The sequence below is a fragment of the Streptomyces sp. NBRC 110035 genome (assembly GCF_000829695.1).
GTDB lineage: Bacteria > Actinomycetota > Actinomycetes > Streptomycetales > Streptomycetaceae > Streptomyces.
Genome location: NZ_BBNN01000023.1, coordinates 112,194 through 130,529, shown reverse-complemented (window position 1 = coordinate 130,529; position 18,336 = coordinate 112,194). Strand labels below are relative to the sequence as shown.

Genomic DNA, 18,336 nt, shown 5'->3' with positions numbered 1-18,336 from the left:
CGGGCCCGGAACGAATGGGAGCGCTCCCACTACCCCGCGTCCTCCATGCAAGCCATGCCGCATGGACACGTCAAGAAGGCGGACGGTGTTCACCTCTCGAACACCGCCCGCCCCGTGTCCGCCTCATGCCCGCGTCACACCCGGTCAGCCGCTCACCGGCTGAGCCGCTGGAACCTCCGCACCGCGAGCGGCAGGAAGACCGCCGTCAGGACGAGCGGCCACACCCCCGCCATCAGCAGCGCGTGCTGTTCGACCCAGGAGTCGCCGCCGCCGACCGGCGTACCGAACAGCTCACGCGTGGCCGCGGCCGTGGACGAGATCGGGTTCCAGCCGGCGATCCAGCCCAGCCAGTCGGGCATCAGCTGCGGGGCCACGAAGATGCTGGAGATCATCGTCAGCGGGAAGGCGACCGCGAACAGCCCGCCCGCCGCCTCCGGGTTGGGCACGATCAGTCCGAGCCACACCCCGAGCCAGATGAGCGCGAACCGCAGCCACAGCAGCAGCCCGAACGCCGCGAGGAAGCCCCAGCCACCGTCCGGCCGCCAGCCCATGGCCAGCGCGGTGAGCACGAGGATGCCCAACTCGGCGCAGGCCACGACCAGATCGGTCACCCCGCGCCCGGCGACCACCGCGGACGGCGCCATCGGCATCGAGCGGAACCGGTCGATCACACCCTTGGTGGCGTCGTACACCACGATGGTCGCGGTGTTGATGAAGCCGAACGCCATCGTCATCACGAACATCCCGGGCATCAGGAAGTCCTTGTAGTCCCCGCCGCCGGGCACCCTCATCGCGCTGCCGAAGACGTAGCCGTAGAGCAGCACCGACAGGATCGGGAAGCCCAGCTGCCAGGCGATGTTGACGGGCTGGCGCCGGTAGTGGGTCAGGCCGCGACGGACGATGTTCCAGCAGTCGGAGAGCGCCCAGTACGCGCGGCTGCGCGCGACGGGTGCGGTGGTCGGGCCGGTCGGTTCGGTCGGGCCGGTCGGGCCGGCCAGGTCGACGGCGCTCACGCGGCGGCCCCCTTCGTCTGCGAAACCTCTGTGCGGTGGCCGGTGAGACGCAGGAACACGTCGTCGAGGCTGGGCCTGCGCAGGCCGATGTCCTCGACCCGCACCCCCTCGTCCTGGAGGGTGCGCGCCACCTCGGTCAGCGCGGCCACCCGGTCCGTCACCGGGGCGTGCACGCGCAACTCGCTCTCGTCCGACTCGGGTTCGCCGTCGGTGACCCGGGACACCACCTTCACCACCCGCGGGATGTCGGCCCGTTCGGCGACGACGACCTCGATGCGGTCGCCGCCGACGAGGTTCTTCAGCCCGTCCGGGGTGTCGTCCGCGATGGCCCGCCCCTGGTCGATGACGGTGATGCGGGAGGCCAGCTTGTCGGCCTCCTCCAGGTACTGCGTGGTGAGCAGCACGGTCGTGCCGTCCGCGACCAACGCCCGTACGGAGTCCCAGACCTCGTTCCGGCTGCGGGGGTCGAGCCCCGTCGTCGGCTCGTCCAGGAAGAGCACGGCCGGCGCGAGGATCATGGAGGCGGCGAGGTCCAGGCGCCGCCGCATGCCTCCGCTGTATCCGCCGACGCCCTTGTCCGCGGCGCCGCTCAGGTCGAACCGCTCCAGCAGTTCGGTGGCCCGCGACCGGGCCCGCTTCCCGCCCAGGTGGAACAGCCGCCCGAACATCTCGAGGTTCTGCCGCCCGGTGAGCACCTCGTCCACGGCGGCGTACTGCCCCGTGAGCCCGATCCGCGCCCGCACCTCACGCGCCCGCCGTCCGACGTCGAGACCGGCCACCGTGGCCCGCCCCCCGTCCAGCCGGACCAGCGTCGACAGGATGCGTACCGCGGTGGTCTTGCCGGCGCCGTTCGGCCCCAGCAGGCCGTGCACGGTGCCCGTGCGGACGGCGAGATCGAAGCCGTCGAGGGCGCGTTTCTCGCCGTACCGCTTGTCCAGCCCTTCGGCCCGCACCGCGTAACCGTCGTTCATGGGTCCCCCTTCCGATAACCGGGTACACCGTACCCGATTGCGCGTACGCCGTACTCAGTTTTTTCGCGCGGACCTAAACTGCCCCCATGAAGAGTGGTACGGGCGGTACGGAATCCAGTGGCAGCGGTGACATCACCCGCACCCTCCACCTGCTGTGGGACACCGGCCGACGGCCCAGCCGGGGGCCGAAGCCTGGCCTGACCCTGGACCGCGTGGTGGAGGCCGCCGTCGAGGTCGCGGACCGGGAGGGGCTCGGCGCGCTCTCCATGCGCCGGATCGCCACCGAGCTCGGCACCGGCACGATGTCCCTGTACCGCTACGTCCCCGGCAAGGCCGAGCTGCTCGACCTGATGCTGGACCGTGTGCAGCGCCCGTCGGAGGATCCCGCCGACCTCGGTGCCGGCGACTGGCGCTCCGCCCTGGAAGCCCTGGGCCGCGCCACCCTCGCGCTGTACCGCCGCCATCCGTGGCTGCTGGAGGTCAACCAGTCCCGCCCGATCCTCGGCCCGAGCGCGCTCGACGGCATGGAGAAGGTACTCACCCGGATCAAGCCGATGAACCTGTCCGACCCCGAACTGGTGTCGGCGATCGTCATGATCGACGGATACGTCGTCGGTGCCGCCCGCACCCAGCTGTACGGGGCGGAGGCCGAGCACCGCTCGGGACTGACGGACGCGCAGTTCTGGGAGGCACAGCGGCCGGCCCTGGAGAAGGCCATGCTCAGCGGACGCTACCCCGTCCTGGCCTCGCTCTCCGAGGACACCTTCGGCTCCGACTTCGACCACTTCGAGTTCGGACTGCAACGCATCCTGGACGGCCTGGAAGTGTTCGTGACCGCCCGCACCGCGAAGGGCGCCCCGCCGTCCGCCCCGGCGGCCGGGCCGGACCGGTCAGCTCCGCCGGAACAGCCGGCGTAGCCCGAGCAGGACGGCCCCCACGACGACCACCCCGACCACCCCGACCCCGAGCCCGTCCCCACCGGCCCCGCCCTCCCCGTCCGCCGCCGAGCCCCCGCCCCCGGACGACTCCCCGCCCCCACCACCGGCGCCGCCGCCCCCGGGCACCTCCCGGGACTCGACCGGGCTCTGCTCGCCCTCGCTCCCGTACATCAGCCGGGAGCCGTCGGCGGAGTAGCTGACGGACTCGCCCTGCCCCGCGAGCGGCACGCTGAGCCGCCCCTTGCGCTCGATCTTCCCGTCCGTGGCGTCGTCCCAGGCGTACTGGATGCCGCCGAAGTACGACCGCACGGCGAGTTCCCGGCCGTCGGGCGAGAAGGCGGCGTCGGTGGCCCACAGGTCGACGGGGGCGACCGGCCGGAAGACGTTGCCGCCCGAGGCGGAGAGTTCGGCGGGCCCTTCGTACAGGTGCCCGCCCTCCTCCTTCTTGTCGACGATGTAGACGCGCCCGGTCTTCGGGTGCACGACGAGGGACTCGGCGTCGCGGGCCCCGTCGGAGTACGTGACGACGTACTGCGTGGCCCGCACGGTCTGGTCCCGCAGTTCCTTCGGCTCGGGCAGCTCGTAGATCCACACGTGGGGCCAGGTGCCGCCGAGGTTGTCGCCGATGTCCCCGACGAAGATCCGGTTGTCCGGCCCGATGGAGATGCCCTCGACGTCCCGGGGACTGCCGACCCCGGTGAAGGTGATCCGGGCGACGGTCTCGCCGGTCGCGCTGTCGACGGCGTAGAGGTGGGCGCCGTCGTCGCTGTCGTTGTGGGTCCAGTAGACGCCCGGGTGGAGCCGGGAGGCGGCGAGCCCGCTGGACTCGGTGATCCGCGGGTCCCGGATCGTGAAGGACTCGTTCCCGGCACCCGCGTCGTCGCCGTCGGCGGCGGAGGCGGGTGCGGCACCCGCCCCGAGGAGGAGGGTCGCGGCGAGCAGTGCGAAGGGTCGGCGCATGACCCAAGACTGCCACCGCACCGCGCAGTTCACGGCGGGGGGCCGAGCGGTTCACGTCGGGTGGTCGGACTCACATCGCGGTGGCGGGGCCCGATCGTCCATGATGATCCGATGCTCAGGTTCATGCCCGTCGGCGACTCGATGACCATCGGGAGCGCGGGTGAACACACCTGGCGCTACCGCCTGTGGCAGCACCTGTGCGCGGAGTACGGCGGCCCGTTCACCCTCGTCGGCCCGCGCGAGACGCTGCACGACCAACAGACGGACGCCCCCACCTCGTACGCCTACGCCGACCCGGACTTCCCGCGCGGGCACCTGGCCGGCTGGGGCGAGGGCTGGCACCACATGGCACCGCTGATCGGCGGGGCCGTCCGGGCCCTGCGCGCCGACGTCCTCCTGGTCTCCCTGGGCCTGATCGACCTCGGCTTCTACACGAACGCCGAACAGACCGCGGACAACGTCGCCTCCTTCGTCGCCGAGGCACGGGCGGCCAACCGGCGCGTCCGCCTGGTCCTGCTCCCGGTGATCCCCAACATCCGCGCGGGGGCCGACCCGGACTTCGCCGCCCAGGTCACCCGCTTCAACGAACTCCTGGCGAAGGCGGCCGCCGACCTCGACACCCCGGCCTCCCCCGTCCTGCTGGCCACCCTCCCGTCCGCGTACGACATCCACACCGACACGTACGACGGCACCCATCCCAACGCGAACGGCGAACACAGGATCGCGGAGGCCTTCGCGGAGGCGATGCACCAGGGCTGGAAGCTGGGCGGGCCCTACGAGACCCGGAGCCCCGAGCGAGGCTCCGGGGAAACGGTAACCAGAGATATCAAGTGTCGATGATTTTGATATCCTCGCCCTGTTGAGCGCTGGCCCGTCCCGGAGGTTCACATGGCACGAACAGTCATCGACATCGACGACGACAAGCTGGCCGAAGCTGCCGAGATCTTCGGAACGAACACCAAGGTCGCCACCGTGAACGCGGCTCTCGAGGACGCCATCAAACGCCGGAAGCGGGCGTCGTTCCTGAACTGGCTTGCCGAAGGCGGGCTGCCCGGGCTCACGGGGCCCGTGGAGGAGACGACCGACTCGCGGGGAGCCGCGTGACCGGCCACTACTTGATCGACAAGTCGGCCCTGGCCCGTTATCCGAAGCCGACGGTCCGCGCCGTCGTCGACCCCCTGCACAACGCCGGACTGCTGGCGGTGTGCGGCGCGGTGGAACTCGAGGTCCTGCACAGTGCCCGGTCCAAGGCCGACGCCGAACGAATCCGCGACGAAATGCGCGGCTTCGAGTGGCTACCGACTCCGGACGAAGCCTGGGACCGGGCGCTCGGCGTCCAGACGCTTCTCATCCAGAGGGGGAACTGGAAGGCCCTGTCGGTCTCCGACCTGATCATCGCAGCGACAGCCGAACGTCACGACGCCATCGTTCTGCACTATGACGGCGACTTCGACATAATCGCCTCGGTCACCGGACAGCCGACGGCCTGGGTCGTCCCCGCAGGCACGGCCGACCTCCCCCGCGACTGATCCCGCTCCCCCGTCCCCGGCCCGCTTGCCTGGAGGGCACTCCAAGACGTTGGCTTGGGGTCATGAAGTACACGCAGCTGGGACGCACGGGACTCAAGGTCGGCCGGCTCGTCCTCGGGACGATGAACTTCGGTCCGCAGACCGACGAGGCCGACAGCCACGCCATCATGGACGCGGCGCTGGACGCCGGTATCAACCTCTTCGACACGGCCAACGTCTACGGGTGGGGCGAGAACAAGGGCCGCACCGAGGAGATCATCGGCAACTGGTTCGCCAAGGGCGGCGGGCGGCGCGACAAGGTCGTGCTCGCCACCAAGGTGTACGGGAACATGGGCGCCGACGGCGAGGCGTGGCCCAACCACGACAAGCTGTCCGCCCTGAACATCCGGCGGGCCGTGGACGCCTCGCTGAAGCGGCTGCGGACCGACCACATCGACCTGTACCAGTTCCACCACATCGACCGCAGCACGTCGTTCGACGAGATCTGGCAGGCCGTCGACGTCCTGGTCCAGCAGGGGAAGGTGCTCTACGCCGGGTCGTCCAACTTCCCCGGCTACAAGATCGCCCAGGCGAACGAGACCGCGGCCCGGCGCGGCGGGACCATCGGCCTGGTCAGCGAGCAGTGCCTCTACAACCTCGCCGAGCGCCGGGCCGAGATGGAGGTCGTCCCGGCCGCGCGGGAGTACGGGCTCGGGGTCATCCCCTGGTCGCCGCTGCAGGGCGGGCTGCTCGGCGGTGTGATCAGGAAGCAGGTCGAAGGCGGGCGCCGTGCCTCCGGGCGGGCCGCCGAGACCCTCGCCGACCCGGCGGGCCGTGCCCGGATCCAGGCGTACGAGGACCTGCTCGACAAGCACGGCATCGAGCCCGGCGAGGCGGCCCTGGCCTGGCTGCTCACCCGCCCCGGGGTGACCGGTCCGATCGTCGGTCCGCGCACCGCCGGGCAGCTGGAATCGGCGCTGCGGGCGGTCGAGCTGGAACTGGGCGAGGAGCTGCTGGCCTCGCTGGACGAGATCTTCCCCGGCCCGGGCCCGTCCCCGGAGGCCTTCGCCTGGTAGGACGGCCGTCACGGTCGGGGTGGTGGCGTCGGCGCGAGGATCGGGCTCTATCCTCCGAGCGCCGACGCCAGCGCCACCACGACGAACATCAGTACGAGCGCACCGGCCATGATCCGGTTCCGGGTTTTCGGGTCCACGTCGTCGAGCCTAACCGGCCGGCCCGAGCGGGCAGCGCGCGACCACCTCGTAACGGGGCTGCTCGCCCGGTACGCCCGACCTCGGCAGGTGGCTGCGCACCAGCGCCACCTCTCCCACGGTCCAGGAACGGCTCCGGAACCCGGCGAGCGCCCGCAGGTACGGCTGCACGTCGACGCCGGTGCCGCTGCGGGCCAGCGTCAGGTGGGCCTTGTAGCGGCGGTGCTCCTCCCTCTCGACGCCCGCCTTCCGCCCCGCCGCCTCGGCGCGTCCGGCGAGCAGGCGCAGGGTCCGCAGGTCACCGTCCGCCCCGGCCCACACCGCCCTCCCGTGCCCGAAGTGGCCGCCCCCGCTCAGCGCCAGCTCGAACGGCCCGGTCCGTGCCGCCGCCCGCTCCAGGCGCGCCGTCAGCCCGGGCACGAGAGCGTCGTCGACCTCGCCGTAGAAGGCGAGCGTGAAGTGCCGGCCGGGACGGCCCGTCCAGCGCAGCTCCTCGGCACCGGGGAGCCCTCGCAACACCTCGACCTCGGCGGCGAGCTCACGGGACACGTCGTCGGGGGGCAGCAGGGCGGCGAAGAGTCTCATGCGTCCAGTCTCCCGGTGGAACGCGTGTACGCCCGTGCGTGTCCTGGACACCGTGCGTATCGTTGTACCGCGCGGCTGCACTCGTCCGGAGCGCAGCCGGGGAGGAGCGCCACGATGACGGTCCTTGCCGACAGGATCGAGATGGCCGAAAGCACCGGCGACCTCACGCTCGACGCGATGTTCGAGTGGCTGGAGAAGATGCCCGTCCCCGAGGGATACAAGACCGAGATCGTCGGGGGGCACATCTTCATGACGCCGCAGCGGAACACCCACGGGGACATCATCCTGGACATCGTTGAGCAACCGCGCGCCACGTACCCGCGCGAGCGCGTCACATCCGACATCCGTATGGACCACCCGGGACGCCTCAACGGGTTCGCGTCCGACGTGGTGGCCCTCGCGGACGGCGCCCAGCAGGGTGTCAAGGGCCGCTGGCGTCACGAGGACGTCGAGTTCATCGCCGAGGTGATCTTCAAGGACACCGCGAGCAACGACTACGGCCCGAAGAAGGACACCTGCGCCACCGCCGGCGTACCGGTGTACCTGATCGTGGACCCGTACACCGGCGAGTGGCACCTGCACACGCAGCCGAAGGACGGGAAGTACCACGTCGACGTCACCTTCGACTTCGGCGAAGAGATCGACCTGACCCGGACGGCCGTCGGCCTCGTCCTCAGGACCGACGGGTTCCCCCGCGACTGACCGCCCCTCCCGGGCGCCCGCGTCCGCTCCGTCGGCCCCGTCACCCCACCGGCGTCAGCGCCTCCTGCCGTTCCCGCGGCACGAACCGCATCCGGGGATGCCCACCGTGCCAGCCGACCGTCAGGCGCAGGTTGCCGACGCGGGCCAGGATCAGGCCGATCACGGCGGCGGCGAGGGCCGCGACCGCACCGCCCGCCGCGAGGCCGACGCGGGCTCCGTGGGTGTCGGTGATCCAGCCGACGATCGGGGCGCCGACGGGCGCGCCGCCGAGGAAGACCATCATGTACAGGGCCATGACGCGACCGCGTACGGCCGGGTCGGTGGCCATCTGGATGCTGGTGTTGGTGGTGACGTTGACCGTCATCGCGACCAGGCCGATCGGGACCATGAGCAGGGCGAACAGCCACAGGGCGGGTGCCCCGGCGGCGACGATCTCCAGTCCGCCGAAGGCCAGCGCGGCCAGGATCAGCAGCCGCAGGCGGGCCGTGCCGCGCCGGGCGGCGAGCAGGGCGCCGGCCACCGAGCCGACCGCCATCAGCGTGTTGAACAGGCTGTAGGCGCCCGCGCCCCCGTCGAAGACGTCGTCGGCGAAGGCCGAGAGGTAGACGGGGAAGTTGAAGGCGAAGGTGCCGATGAACCCCACCAGGACGATCGGCCAGAGCAGCTCGGGCCGGCCCGCGACGTAGCGCAGCCCTTCCCGCAGCTGCCCCTTGCCGCGCGGGGACGGCGTGACGGCGTGCAGTTCGCGGGAGCGCATCATCAGCAGGCCGGCGATCGGCGCGACGAAGGACACGCCGTTGAGGAAGAACGCCCAGCCCGTGCCGACGCCGGTGATCAGCACCCCCGCGACGGCGGGGCCGACCAGCCGGGCGGACTGGAAGTTCGCGGAGTTCAGACTGACCGCGTTCTGCAGCCGGCCGGGGCCGACGAGTTCCGCGACGAAGGACTGGCGGGCGGGGTTGTCGAGCACCGTGGCCAGGCCGGTGACGAAGGCGGCGACGTAGACGTGCCAGATCTGGACGTGGCCGGTGAGCGTGAGGGCTGCCAGTGCCAGCGAGGTGAGGGCCATCGCGGACTGGGTGAACAGGAGGGTGGGGCGCTTGCGCAGCCGGTCGACGAGGACGCCGCCGTACAGGCCGAACAGCAGCATCGGCAGGAACTGCAGGGCCGTGGTGATGCCGACGGCGGCCGAGGAGCCGGTGAGGGTGAGCACCAGCCAGTCCTGGGCGATGCGCTGCATCCAGGTGCCGGTGTTGGAGACGACCTGGCCGGCGAAGAAGAGGCGGTAGTTCCTGATCTTCAGCGAGGAGAACATCCCGGCCCTGCGGGGCGTGTCCCCCACGGCGCCGGTGTCGGTGCCGCTTCCGGTGTGGGTGCCGCTTCCGGTGTGGGTGCCGGTTCCGGTGGCGCGGGCGGTCCGGTCGTCGTCGTGGTCCGGTGCGGGGGCGGAGTCTGCTCCGGGTCCCGTACTCAAGGTTCGCCTCCTGGTGACAGCTGTTGTTGCCTCGTACCTCGTGCCCGGTACCTCGTGCCCGGTACCTGGGTCCAGTACCTCGTGCCCAGTGCCTCGCACCTCGCCGGTGCCGCACCGCGCGCCCCGGCCCCCGCGTGCCCCGCACGCCTAGACGTGCGCGAGCTTCTCCAGGACGGGGGCGGCGGCACGGAGCTTCGCCCATTCGTCCTCGTCGAGCTCCTCGGCCAGGGTGGCCAGGAAGGCGTTCCGCTTGCGGCGGCTCTCGTCCAGCATCGCCTCGGCCCGTTCGGTCTGCGTGACGACCTTCTGGCGCCGGTCGTCGGGGTGCGGCTCCAGCCGGACCAGGCCCTTGCCTTCCAGCAGCGCCACGATGCGGGTCATCGAGGGCGGCTGGACGTGCTCCTTGCGGGCGAGTTCGCCCGGGGTGGCCCGGCCGCACCGGGCCAGGGTGCCCAGCACCGACATCTCGGTGGGGCTGAGCGACTCGTCGACGCGCTGGTGCTTGAGCCGACGGGACAGTCGCATCACGGCGGATCGAAGGGCGTTCACGGCGGCTGCGTCGTCGCCATGGCTGAGGTCCGGCATGTTCTTTAGCGTAACTCATTACTCTCGCTAAAGGACCCCTCGGGGCGCACGCGGGTTCCGCCGGCACCCGTGACACCGGCCACGCGCACACCGGCCACCCGCACACCCCGGTGAACCGCGAGGCCGAATTACTCACTCGAATCACTCATACGGGTGACCTCGGCGTGGAAGCGCGCACGCCGAGCCGGGATGTGCGGCAACGCTCATGGCCATGGGGACCGACGTACTCAGCCTGCGCATGGACCACGAGCTGCTCGAGCGACTCCGGCAGCATGCCGCCAAACGCGGAATGAGCGTCCAGGACTACGTCGTCCGGACGCTCATGCGCGATGACTTCGACCAGCGGTTCCAGACCGCCGTCGAAGAGACGGAGAAGTTCTACGACGTCATCTGAGCCGTGCTCCCTCTCCCCCGGGTTCCCCTACGGGTTCTCCACGGGTTCCCCCGCGGGACCGGCTCAGGTCAGGCCCAGTGCCGGCATCAGGTAGTAGAAGGCGAACACCGCCGACACCACGTACATCGCCGCCGGCACCCCCTTGCCGCGCCCGGCCGCCAGGCGCAGCACCACGAAGGTGATGAAGCCCATGCCGATGCCGTTGGTGATCGAGTAGGTGAACGGCATCATCACCATGGTCACGAAGGCCGGGATGGCGATGGTGTGGTCCGCCCAGTCGATCTCCCCGACCGAGCCCGCCAGGATCAGGAAGCCGACCGCGAGCAGCGCCGGGGTCGCCGCCTGCGACGGGACCATGGTGGCGACGGGCGTGAGGAACAGCGCGACGGCGAAGAGCGCGCCCGTGACGACGTTGGCGAAGCCGGTGCGCGCGCCCTCGCCGACACCGGCCGTGGACTCCACGAAGGCGGTGGTGGCGGAGGCGGAGCTGGCGCCGCCCGCGGCGACCGCGACACCGTCGATGAAGAGGACCTTGTTGATGCCGGGCATCTGCCCCCGGGCGTCGGTCAGCCTGGCCTCGTCGGAGACACCCATGATCGTGCCCATGGCGTCGAAGAAGCACGACAGCAGCACGGTGAAGACGAACAGGACACCGGTCAGCAGGCCGACCTGCTCGAAGCCGCCGAACAGGCTGACCTCGCCGATCAGGCCGAAGTCGGGGGTGGCGAACGGGTTGCCGGGCCAGGCCGGGGCCGTCAGGCCCCAGGAGGGGACGTCGGCCACCGCTTCGATGATCACGGCGAGGACGGTCGTCACCACGATCGAGATGAGGATCGCGCCGGGCACCTTGCGCAGGATCAGCGCCAGCGTGAGCAGCGCGCCGAGGACGAAGACGAGAACCGGCCAGCCGGTGAGGTGACCGCCGGTGCCGAGCTGCAACGGCACGGTGGTGTTCGCGGCGTCCGGCATGCGGGAGACGAAGCCGGAGTCGACGAGACCGATCATCATGATGAACAGGCCGATACCGATGGCGATGGCCTTGCGCAGACCGTACGGGACGGCGTTCATCACGCGCTCGCGCAGACCGGTGGCGACCAGCAGCATGACGACGAAACCGGCCAGCACGACCATGCCCATGGCGTCCGGCCAGGACATCCGGGGGGCGAGCTGGAGCGCGACGACCGAGTTCACGCCGAGGCCGGCGGCGAGCGCGATCGGCACGTTGCCGATGACGCCCATGAGCAGCGTGGTGAACGCCGCCGTCAGGGCGGTCGCGGTGACCAGCTGACCGTTGTCGAGCTGGTTGCCGTACAGGTCCGTCGAGCTGCCCAGGATGATCGGGTTGAGCACGATGATGTAGGCCATCGCGAAGAAGGTGGCGAAGCCGCCACGGATCTCGCGGGGCAGGGAGCTGCCCCGTTCGGAGATCCTGAAGTAGCGGTCGAGTGCGCCGTGGCCGGGGCCGGGGCCGGACCCCGGCTGGTCGGGCATCGGAGCCTTGGCGGGGGCCGACGTGGGCATGCGGAAACCTCATCGCCGACGGACTTCCCCCAAGCCCTTTGGCGTTTTCTACGAACAGAAGTGGCCAGAGACAAACGGATTCAGTATGAACATATAACGATGCTCTCGCTATCTCCGCGCGTAGACCGAAGCGGACGGCGTGGCGCGGACGCGGCGGCCGTCACACCCTCCGCTCCTCGTAAGCTGTCCGCATGGCCGCTTTCCTCTCGGGTCTCTCCGACATCGTCAAGGGGACCCCCAAGCACGAGGCGCCGGAGCCCCTGGAGGGCCCCGTGGTCGCCACCGTCGTCGGCGGCACGCTCGTCTGGTTCGCCCTCTTCCTGGTGCAACTGCCGTTCTACGGCTGGTTCGACGACCACGGGCACACCTGGTGGCTGTGGACCTGCCTGGCCGGCGGCGGCCTCGGTTTCATCGGCATCTGGCACGTCCGCCGGCGCGAGAGCGCGATCAGGCGCGCGCGGGCCGGACAGGCCGTCGGAAGCACGGACGCCCCGGAGACCGAACCGCTCCGCAGCGCCTCCCCCACCACCCCTGCCTCCCCCGCCTCCTCGACCGACTGACGTCGCTGCCGGTCGGACGTCTTCGCGCGTCCCTGCCGGTCGGCCGAGTCACCCGCGGCTCCCGTACGACCACGGTCCTACGGCCGTCCTCCCCCGGGTCGGATCTTCCGCGCAACCGGTGGGTGAGGCCGCGCCCGCGCACGTACCGTCGTCCGCATGACGCATCTCGACACGGACCCGCGGTCCGGTGCCGCGCACCCCGGCACCCCGACGTCACCGGTGACCGGCCTGACCTCAGCCGAGGTGGCCCGGCGGGTGGCCCTCGGGCAGGTCAACGACGTGCCGGTGCGCAGCAGCCGGTCGCTGACCGAGATCGTCCGCGGAAACGTCCTCACCCGGTTCAACGCGATCATCGGCATCCTCTGGGTGATCATGCTGGGCGTCGCGCCCATCCAGGACAGCCTGTTCGGCTTCGTGATCCTCGCCAACACCGGGATCGGCATCATCCAGGAGTGGCGGGCCAAGAAGACCCTGGACTCCCTGGCCGTGATCGGCGAGGCGCGGCCGACGGTGCGCCGGGACGGGACGAGCGCCAGGATCGGCACCTCGCAGATCGTGCTGGACGACCTGATCGAGATCGGGCCGGGCGACAAGATCGTCGTCGACGGGGTGTGCGCGGAGGCGGACGCGCTGGAGATCGACGAGTCGTTGCTCACCGGAGAGGCCGAACCCGTGGTCAAGCGGCCGGGGGACCGGGTCATGTCCGGCAGCTTCGTGGTCGCGGGCGGCGGCGCCTTCCAGGCGACGAGGGTGGGGCGCGAGGCGTACGCGGCGCAGCTCGCCGAGGAGGCGTCCCGGTTCACGCTGGTCCACTCCGAGCTGCGCTCGGGCATCTCCACGATCCTCAAGTACGTGACGTGGATGATGATCCCGACCGCGACCGGGCTGATCATCAGCCAGCTGTTCGTCAAGGACAACGAGGTGAAGGACTCCGTCGCCCGCACGGTCGGCGGGATCGTGCCGATGGTCCCCGAGGGGCTGGTGCTCCTCACCTCGGTGGCCTTCGCGATCGGGGTCGTCCGGCTCGGCCGCAAGCAGTGTCTGGTGCAGGAGCTGCCCGCGATCGAGGGACTGGCCCGCATCGACACGGTCTGCCTGGACAAGACCGGCACCCTCACCGAGGGCGGCATGGACGTCACGGAGCTGCACCTGCTCGACGACGGCGGCACCTCCGACAGCGGCAGCGGCAGCAGCAGCACCAACGGCGGCAGCGGCAGCAGCGGCAGCGGCAGCGGCGAGGCGTACGTGCGGAAGGTGCTCGGCGCTCTCGGCGTCTCCGATCCGCGGCCGAACGCCTCGCTCCGGGCGATCGCCGACGCCTACCCCGACACCGGTGACTGGCGGCGCACCGACGCCCTGCCCTTCTCCTCCGCCCGCAAGTACAGCGGCGCCGCCTTCACCGAGGAGGACGGGACCGCGTCCGTCTGGCTGCTCGGCGCACCCGACGTCCTGCTCGACGCCGACCACCCGGCTCTGGCCCGCACGGGGCGGCTGAACGAGCAGGGCCTGCGGGTGCTGCTCCTCGCCCGCGGCGAGCGAGGCCTGGACGACCCCGAGGCCGCCGTCGGGGTCCGCCCCACCGCCCTGGTGGTGCTGGAGCAGCGGCTGCGGCCGGACGCGGCGGACACGCTGGCGTACTTCGCCGAGCAGGACGTCGACGCCAAGGTCATCTCGGGTGACAACGCGGTGTCGGTCGGCGCGGTCGCCGGGAAGCTCGGGCTGGCGGGGACGGTCGTCGACGCGCGCAGGCTGCCCGCCGGCCCGGAGGCGATGGCCGGGGCGCTCGACGAGGGCACGGTGTTCGGGCGGGTCACCCCGCAGCAGAAGCGGGACATGGTGGGCGCGCTCCAGTCCCGCGGGCACACGGTCGCGATGACCGGCGACGGGGTGAACGACGTGCTGGCCCTCAAGGACGCCGACATCGGGGTGGCGATGGGTTCCGGCTCGGAGGCCACCCGGGCGGTCGCGCAGATCGTGCTGCTCGACAACAGCTTCGCCACGCTGCCGTCGGTGGTGGCGGAGGGGCGGCGGGTGATCGGCAACATCACCCGGGTCGCGACGCTGTTCCTGGTGAAGACCGTCTACTCGGTGCTGCTCGCGGTGCTGGTGGTGTGCTCGCAGGTGGAGTACCCGTTCCTGCCGCGCCATCTGACGCTGCTGTCCACGCTCACCATCGGCGTCCCGGCGTTCTTCCTGGCCCTGGCCCCGAACAGGGAGCGGGCGCGGCCGAACTTCGTACGGCGGGTCATGCGGTACGCGGTGCCGGGCGGCGTGCTGGCCGCGCTGGCGACGTTCACCACGTATCTGATCGCCCGCCACCACTACAGCGGTGAGGGGGCACTGGACGCGGAGACGAGCGCGGCGACGCTGACGCTGTTCCTGATCTCGATCTGGGTGCTGGCGATCATCGCCCGCCCGTACACGTGGTGGCGGATCGGCCTGGTGGCGGCGATGGGCGCCGGGTTCCTGCTGGTGCTGGTCGTGCCGTGGCTCCAGGAGTTCTTCGCGCTGAAGCTGGTCGGGATGACGATGCCGTGGGTGGCGGTCGGCATCGCGGCGGTGGCGGCGGCCACTCTGGAGTTCCTGTGGAAGTGGGTGGACCGCCGCTTTCCCGCTTAGCGCTCGGCTCTGCGGGTGAACGCCGCGGGGTACCTCTTGTGGATCACCCGCGGGTTCGGTGGGGGCTGGTCGCGCCCGCGCGGCGGAGCCGCGTGCCGACACGGCTCCGCGCCCCGGAAGGGGGCGCCTCGGCGATCCGCGTGACCAGCCCGGGCGGTGTTACTTCACGTCGACGAAGTCGCCCGCCGCGGTGGCCGGGGGGGTGCTCGTGATGCCGGCGTACTTGAAGCGGTGGTAGCCGTCGGTGGCGGCCGTGACGGTCGTCTTCAGGGCGCCGCCCGCAGCGGTCTTGATGCCCTTGACGTTGGTGTAGGTGCTGGTGCCCGACTTGCGGAACTGCAGCGCCACGGACTGGCCGCTGGGCAGGCCGGAGTAGGAGCCGGTCTCCCAGTTGGCGCGGCTGAGCTTGCCGGTGACCGTGAGGGTCTTGCCCTTGGTCACCGGCTCCGGGGAGGCGTTGACGGTCAGCTTCGACAGGCGCTGGACCTTGTGGGTCTTGTAGTAGTCGTCCCAGAACATCTCGCCGTCGTTGGCCAGCACGCCGGCGGACACCTTCCAGGTGCCGGCCAGGAAGTTGGCGTACACGTTGCCCTCGTAGCCGGGCTCGGCGGTGATGGTGAGCTTGCAGCTGGACGTCGTGGCGCTGATGGCCGTGCAGGTGGCGACGTCCTCGTTCGGCGGGAGGTAGCCGTCGAGGCCGTCCTCGACGTCGGTACCGTGCCAGAGGTCGATGTAGGCGTCCGCGATACCGCTCGGGTGGCTGGCGGTCAGGGACACGGCGAAGGTCTTGGCGGCGGTGGTGCCGAGGACGACGTTCTTGCCGGCGTTCACCTTGACGCTGGAGACGGTGGGCGCGGCGGCGGCGGCCACCCGGGCCGTCGACTTGGCGGAGGACTTGGCGGAGGAGGTGCCGAAGCGCTCGGCGGCGCTGGACTTGGTCGGGTTCCCGTCGCCGGGACCGTCGGCCTGCGCGGCCGGGACGGCGAGGGCGGACAGGGCCAGGGCGCCGGAGACTGCGGCGACGGTGGCACGAATACGCATGCGTTCCCCATGTGGAGAAAGGGGTCCCGGTGGTCGACGTTCTTCTGGGTACGTCACCCAACCTTCTGGGTACGTCACCCAACCTTCTGGGTACGTCACCCAACGGCTCGTCGTCACGTCCGGGACCCGAGTGACCATGGAGTCTGTTGACTCACATGATCAGATACGCGGCTGCGGCACATGGTTGTACGAAAGTGAGGAACATGTGCGCGACACTTCAGGAGAAGCACTCGGGCCGGCACCCCCTCGCCCTCACGCCTCACCCGCGTGACACGGCCAGGAGACGGACCGACGGACGGACGGGCACGGTGACCTCCTGATGATCCTGCGCAAGAACAAGTCCGGGGGCTCCCAGTCCCGGTCGCGGAGAAGAGAACTGGCGGCCCAGCTGTCCACCCCGGTGCGCACCTTCATGGCGACCGAGGCGGGCAGCGCGGGCCTGCTCCTGGCCGCGGTGGCGGTGGCCCTGGTCTGGGCGAACTCGCCCTGGTCGGAGGCGTACACCTCCCTCTGGCACACCGGCCTGTCGATCTCCCTCGGCGACACCCGGCTGTCGATGGACCTGGGGCACTGGGTCAACGACGGGCTGATGGCCCTGTTCTTCTTCGTCATCGGCCTGGAGGTCCGCTACGAGGTCTCCGTGGGCGAGCTGAACAGCCGCCGCAAGCTCATGCTCCCGGGCCTCGCCGGAATCGGCGGCATGATCGTGCCCGTCCTGCTGTATCTGGCGATCGCGCCCGGGGGTGACGCCGCCACGGGCTGGGGTGTGGTCATCGGCACCGACACGGCGTTCATGCTGGGCGCGCTCGCCGTGGTGGGCCCGCACTTCGTCACGCAGCTGCGCGTCTTCCTGCTGGCCATCACCGTCATCGACGACATCGTGGCCGTCACCGTGATCGGCGTGGTCTACTCCGGCAGCATCAGCGTGCCGGAACTGGTCGTCGCGCTCGTCCTGGGCGTGGTGCTGTCCGCGCTGACCCGCTTCAGCGTGTGGCGGGCCGCCCCGTACGTCCTGATCGTCCTGGTGATGTGGCTCGCCACCCTCCAGGCCGGCCTGCACGCCTCCATCGCCGGCATGCTCGGCGGTCTCCTGATCCCCGCCAGGAACCCGTCGCGCGAGGGGGTGGAGCAGGCCGCGCGGCTCTTCCGCGCCTTCCGCCAGTCCCCCCTCGCGGACGTCGGCAGGATCGCACACCAAGGCCTCCAGCGGGCCGTCTCCGTCAACGAACGGCTCCAGACGGTGCTGCACCCCTGGTCGAGTTACGTCATCGTCCCGGTGTTCGCGCTGGCCAACGCCGGTGTCGACCTGCGCGGCGGCGTCCTGACCAACGCCCTGACCTCCTCCCTCACCTGGGCCGTGACCGTGGGTCTCGTCGTCGGGAAGCCGGCCGGTATCTGGGGCGGCGCCCGGCTCGGCACCCGGGCCGGCCTCGGGCGGCTGCCGACCGGTGTGGGGCAGGGCCACGTCCTGGGCGGCGGTGCCCTGTCCGGGATCGGCTTCACCGTGTCCCTGCTGATCGTCGGGCTCGCCTTCGACGACCCGGTGGTACGCGCCGAGGCCACCGTCGGCGTGCTGCTGGCGGCCGTGTTCGCCACCGCCCTCGGCTGGCTCGTGTTCCACCTGGCCGCCGTCCTGCGCGGCCAGACCGACGCGGACCTGCCGCGCCGCCTGGACCGCCCGGTCGACCCGGGGACGGACCACGTCTACGGGCCCCCCGGGGCGCCGCTCACCCTCGTCGAGTACGGCGACTACGAGTGCCCCTTCTGCGCCCGCGCCACCGGCGTCACCCAGGAACTGCGGCAACGGTTCGGCGACCGGTTCCGCTACGTCTTCCGCCACCTGCCGCTGCCCGACGTGCACCCGCACTCCGAACTCGCCGCGCGGGCGGCCGTCGCCGCCGACGCGCAGGGACGCTTCTGGGAGATGCACATCCTGCTCTTCGAGCACCAGGACGAACTCGGGTACGAGGACCTCGCCGGCTACGCCGCCGGGCTCGGGCTCGACGTCGAGAGGTTCCTCCGCGACCTCGACGACGAGCGGACCGCCGCCAGGGTGCGGGCGGACGCCGCGAGCGCCGAGGCCAGCGGTGCCCGCGGGACCCCGACGTTCTTCGTCGGCGACCGCCGGCACACCGGCCCGTACGACGCGGAGACGCTCGCCCGCGAGCTGGAGGCCCACGCGGCAAAGTCCGGCGCCCAGGCACCCACGAAGTAACCGGCGGGGTGAGGTGCGGTGGGGGGCCGGCACACCGGT

The 18,336-nt window shown here is 71.1% G+C and carries 18 protein-coding genes; 10 read left to right on the top strand and 8 right to left on the bottom strand.

The window, feature by feature from the left end:
• Window positions 1-152 precede the first annotated feature (152 nt).
• A complete protein-coding gene (locus TU30_RS13535; RefSeq protein ID WP_370626645.1) occupies window positions 153-1,013 on the bottom strand; it encodes an ABC transporter permease in 861 nt (286 codons plus the stop codon).
• Window positions 1,010-1,984 (bottom strand): daunorubicin resistance protein DrrA family ABC transporter ATP-binding protein, encoded by a 975-nt coding sequence (locus TU30_RS13530; protein WP_042169076.1) that lies wholly within the window; start codon window positions 1,982-1,984, stop codon window positions 1,010-1,012. Before TU30_RS13530 ends, TU30_RS13535 begins: the two co-directional genes overlap by 4 nt.
• An 86-nt stretch (window positions 1,985-2,070) precedes the next feature.
• On the opposite strand from TU30_RS13530, the gene TU30_RS13525 reads away from it, so the two are divergent.
• Window positions 2,071-2,901, top strand: coding sequence for a TetR/AcrR family transcriptional regulator (locus TU30_RS13525; protein WP_042169074.1), 831 nt, complete (start codon window positions 2,071-2,073; stop codon window positions 2,899-2,901).
• Here the strand turns inward: TU30_RS13525 and TU30_RS13520 are convergent.
• Window positions 2,875-3,882, bottom strand: coding sequence for a hypothetical protein (locus TU30_RS13520; protein ID WP_042169073.1), 1,008 nt, complete (start codon window positions 3,880-3,882; stop codon window positions 2,875-2,877). The two genes, TU30_RS13525 and TU30_RS13520, sit on opposite strands and share 27 nt — an antisense overlap.
• Before the next feature lie 111 nt (window positions 3,883-3,993).
• On the opposite strand from TU30_RS13520, the gene TU30_RS13515 reads away from it, so the two are divergent.
• The 4 genes from TU30_RS13515 (at window position 3,994) to TU30_RS13500 (ending at window position 6,466) form a co-directional block, all read left to right on the top strand.
• Entirely contained in the window at window positions 3,994-4,722 is a 729-nt protein-coding gene (locus TU30_RS13515; protein ID WP_042169072.1) for an SGNH/GDSL hydrolase family protein, read from the top strand.
• A 48-nt stretch (window positions 4,723-4,770) separates the two neighbouring features.
• A complete protein-coding gene (locus tag TU30_RS13510; protein WP_042169071.1) occupies window positions 4,771-4,986 on the top strand; it encodes a type II toxin-antitoxin system VapB family antitoxin in 216 nt (71 codons plus the stop codon).
• Window positions 4,983-5,411 carry a PIN domain nuclease gene (locus tag TU30_RS13505; RefSeq protein ID WP_042169070.1) on the top strand — a complete coding sequence of 143 codons (429 nt, stop codon included), beginning with the start codon at window positions 4,983-4,985 and terminating at the stop codon, window positions 5,409-5,411. The genes TU30_RS13510 and TU30_RS13505 overlap by 4 nt, the downstream gene beginning before the upstream one ends.
• A 62-nt stretch (window positions 5,412-5,473) precedes the next feature.
• Complete coding sequence (locus TU30_RS13500) at window positions 5,474-6,466, top strand: aldo/keto reductase (RefSeq protein ID WP_042169068.1); 993 nt, start codon at window positions 5,474-5,476, stop codon at window positions 6,464-6,466.
• 147 nt (window positions 6,467-6,613) lie between these two features.
• Here the strand turns inward: TU30_RS13500 and thpR are convergent, their stop codons facing one another.
• Window positions 6,614-7,186 carry an RNA 2',3'-cyclic phosphodiesterase gene (thpR, locus tag TU30_RS13495; RefSeq protein ID WP_042169066.1) on the bottom strand — a complete coding sequence of 191 codons (573 nt, stop codon included), beginning with the start codon at window positions 7,184-7,186 and terminating at the stop codon, window positions 6,614-6,616.
• A 114-nt stretch (window positions 7,187-7,300) separates the two neighbouring features.
• Between thpR and TU30_RS13490 the strand changes: the two genes are divergently transcribed.
• Window positions 7,301-7,888, top strand: coding sequence for a Uma2 family endonuclease (locus tag TU30_RS13490; protein ID WP_042169064.1), 588 nt, complete (start codon window positions 7,301-7,303; stop codon window positions 7,886-7,888).
• 40 nt (window positions 7,889-7,928) lie between these two features.
• Here TU30_RS13490 and TU30_RS13485 read toward each other — a convergent pair whose 3' ends face one another.
• Window positions 7,929-9,362: an MFS transporter gene (locus TU30_RS13485; protein WP_042169061.1), complete on the bottom strand. Its 1,434-nt coding sequence runs from the start codon at window positions 9,360-9,362 to the stop codon at window positions 7,929-7,931.
• A 147-nt stretch (window positions 9,363-9,509) separates the two neighbouring features.
• Window positions 9,510-9,947, bottom strand: a complete 438-nt coding sequence (locus TU30_RS13480) for a MarR family winged helix-turn-helix transcriptional regulator (RefSeq protein ID WP_042169059.1) — start codon at window positions 9,945-9,947, stop codon at window positions 9,510-9,512.
• Window positions 9,948-10,158: 211 nt separating this feature from the next.
• Between TU30_RS13480 and TU30_RS13475 the strand changes: the two genes are divergently transcribed.
• Window positions 10,159-10,341 carry a ribbon-helix-helix protein, CopG family gene (locus tag TU30_RS13475; RefSeq protein WP_042169331.1) on the top strand — a complete coding sequence of 61 codons (183 nt, stop codon included), beginning with the start codon at window positions 10,159-10,161 and terminating at the stop codon, window positions 10,339-10,341.
• 63 nt (window positions 10,342-10,404) lie between these two features.
• Here the strand turns inward: TU30_RS13475 and TU30_RS13470 are convergent, their stop codons facing one another.
• A complete protein-coding gene (locus TU30_RS13470; protein ID WP_042169058.1) occupies window positions 10,405-11,862 on the bottom strand; it encodes an NCS2 family permease in 1,458 nt (485 codons plus the stop codon).
• A gap of 221 nt (window positions 11,863-12,083) precedes the next feature.
• On the opposite strand from TU30_RS13470, the gene TU30_RS13465 reads away from it, so the two are divergent.
• Together TU30_RS13465 and TU30_RS13460 are read left to right on the top strand one after the other, a co-directional pair.
• Window positions 12,084-12,422, top strand: a complete 339-nt coding sequence (locus TU30_RS13465; protein ID WP_042169329.1) for a DUF2530 domain-containing protein — start codon at window positions 12,084-12,086, stop codon at window positions 12,420-12,422.
• Between the two features lie 156 nt (window positions 12,423-12,578).
• On the top strand, window positions 12,579-15,041 hold the full coding sequence (locus tag TU30_RS13460; protein WP_042169056.1) for an HAD-IC family P-type ATPase: 2,463 nt from the start codon (window positions 12,579-12,581) through the stop codon (window positions 15,039-15,041).
• Between the two features lie 159 nt (window positions 15,042-15,200).
• Here TU30_RS13460 and TU30_RS13455 read toward each other — a convergent pair whose 3' ends face one another.
• Window positions 15,201-16,082, bottom strand: coding sequence for a hypothetical protein (locus TU30_RS13455; protein ID WP_042169053.1), 882 nt, complete (start codon window positions 16,080-16,082; stop codon window positions 15,201-15,203).
• A gap of 319 nt (window positions 16,083-16,401) precedes the next feature.
• On the opposite strand from TU30_RS13455, the gene nhaA reads away from it, so the two are divergent.
• On the top strand, window positions 16,402-18,297 hold the full coding sequence (gene nhaA / locus TU30_RS13450; protein ID WP_078878270.1) for a Na+/H+ antiporter NhaA: 1,896 nt from the start codon (window positions 16,402-16,404) through the stop codon (window positions 18,295-18,297).
• Window positions 18,298-18,336 lie beyond the last annotated feature (39 nt).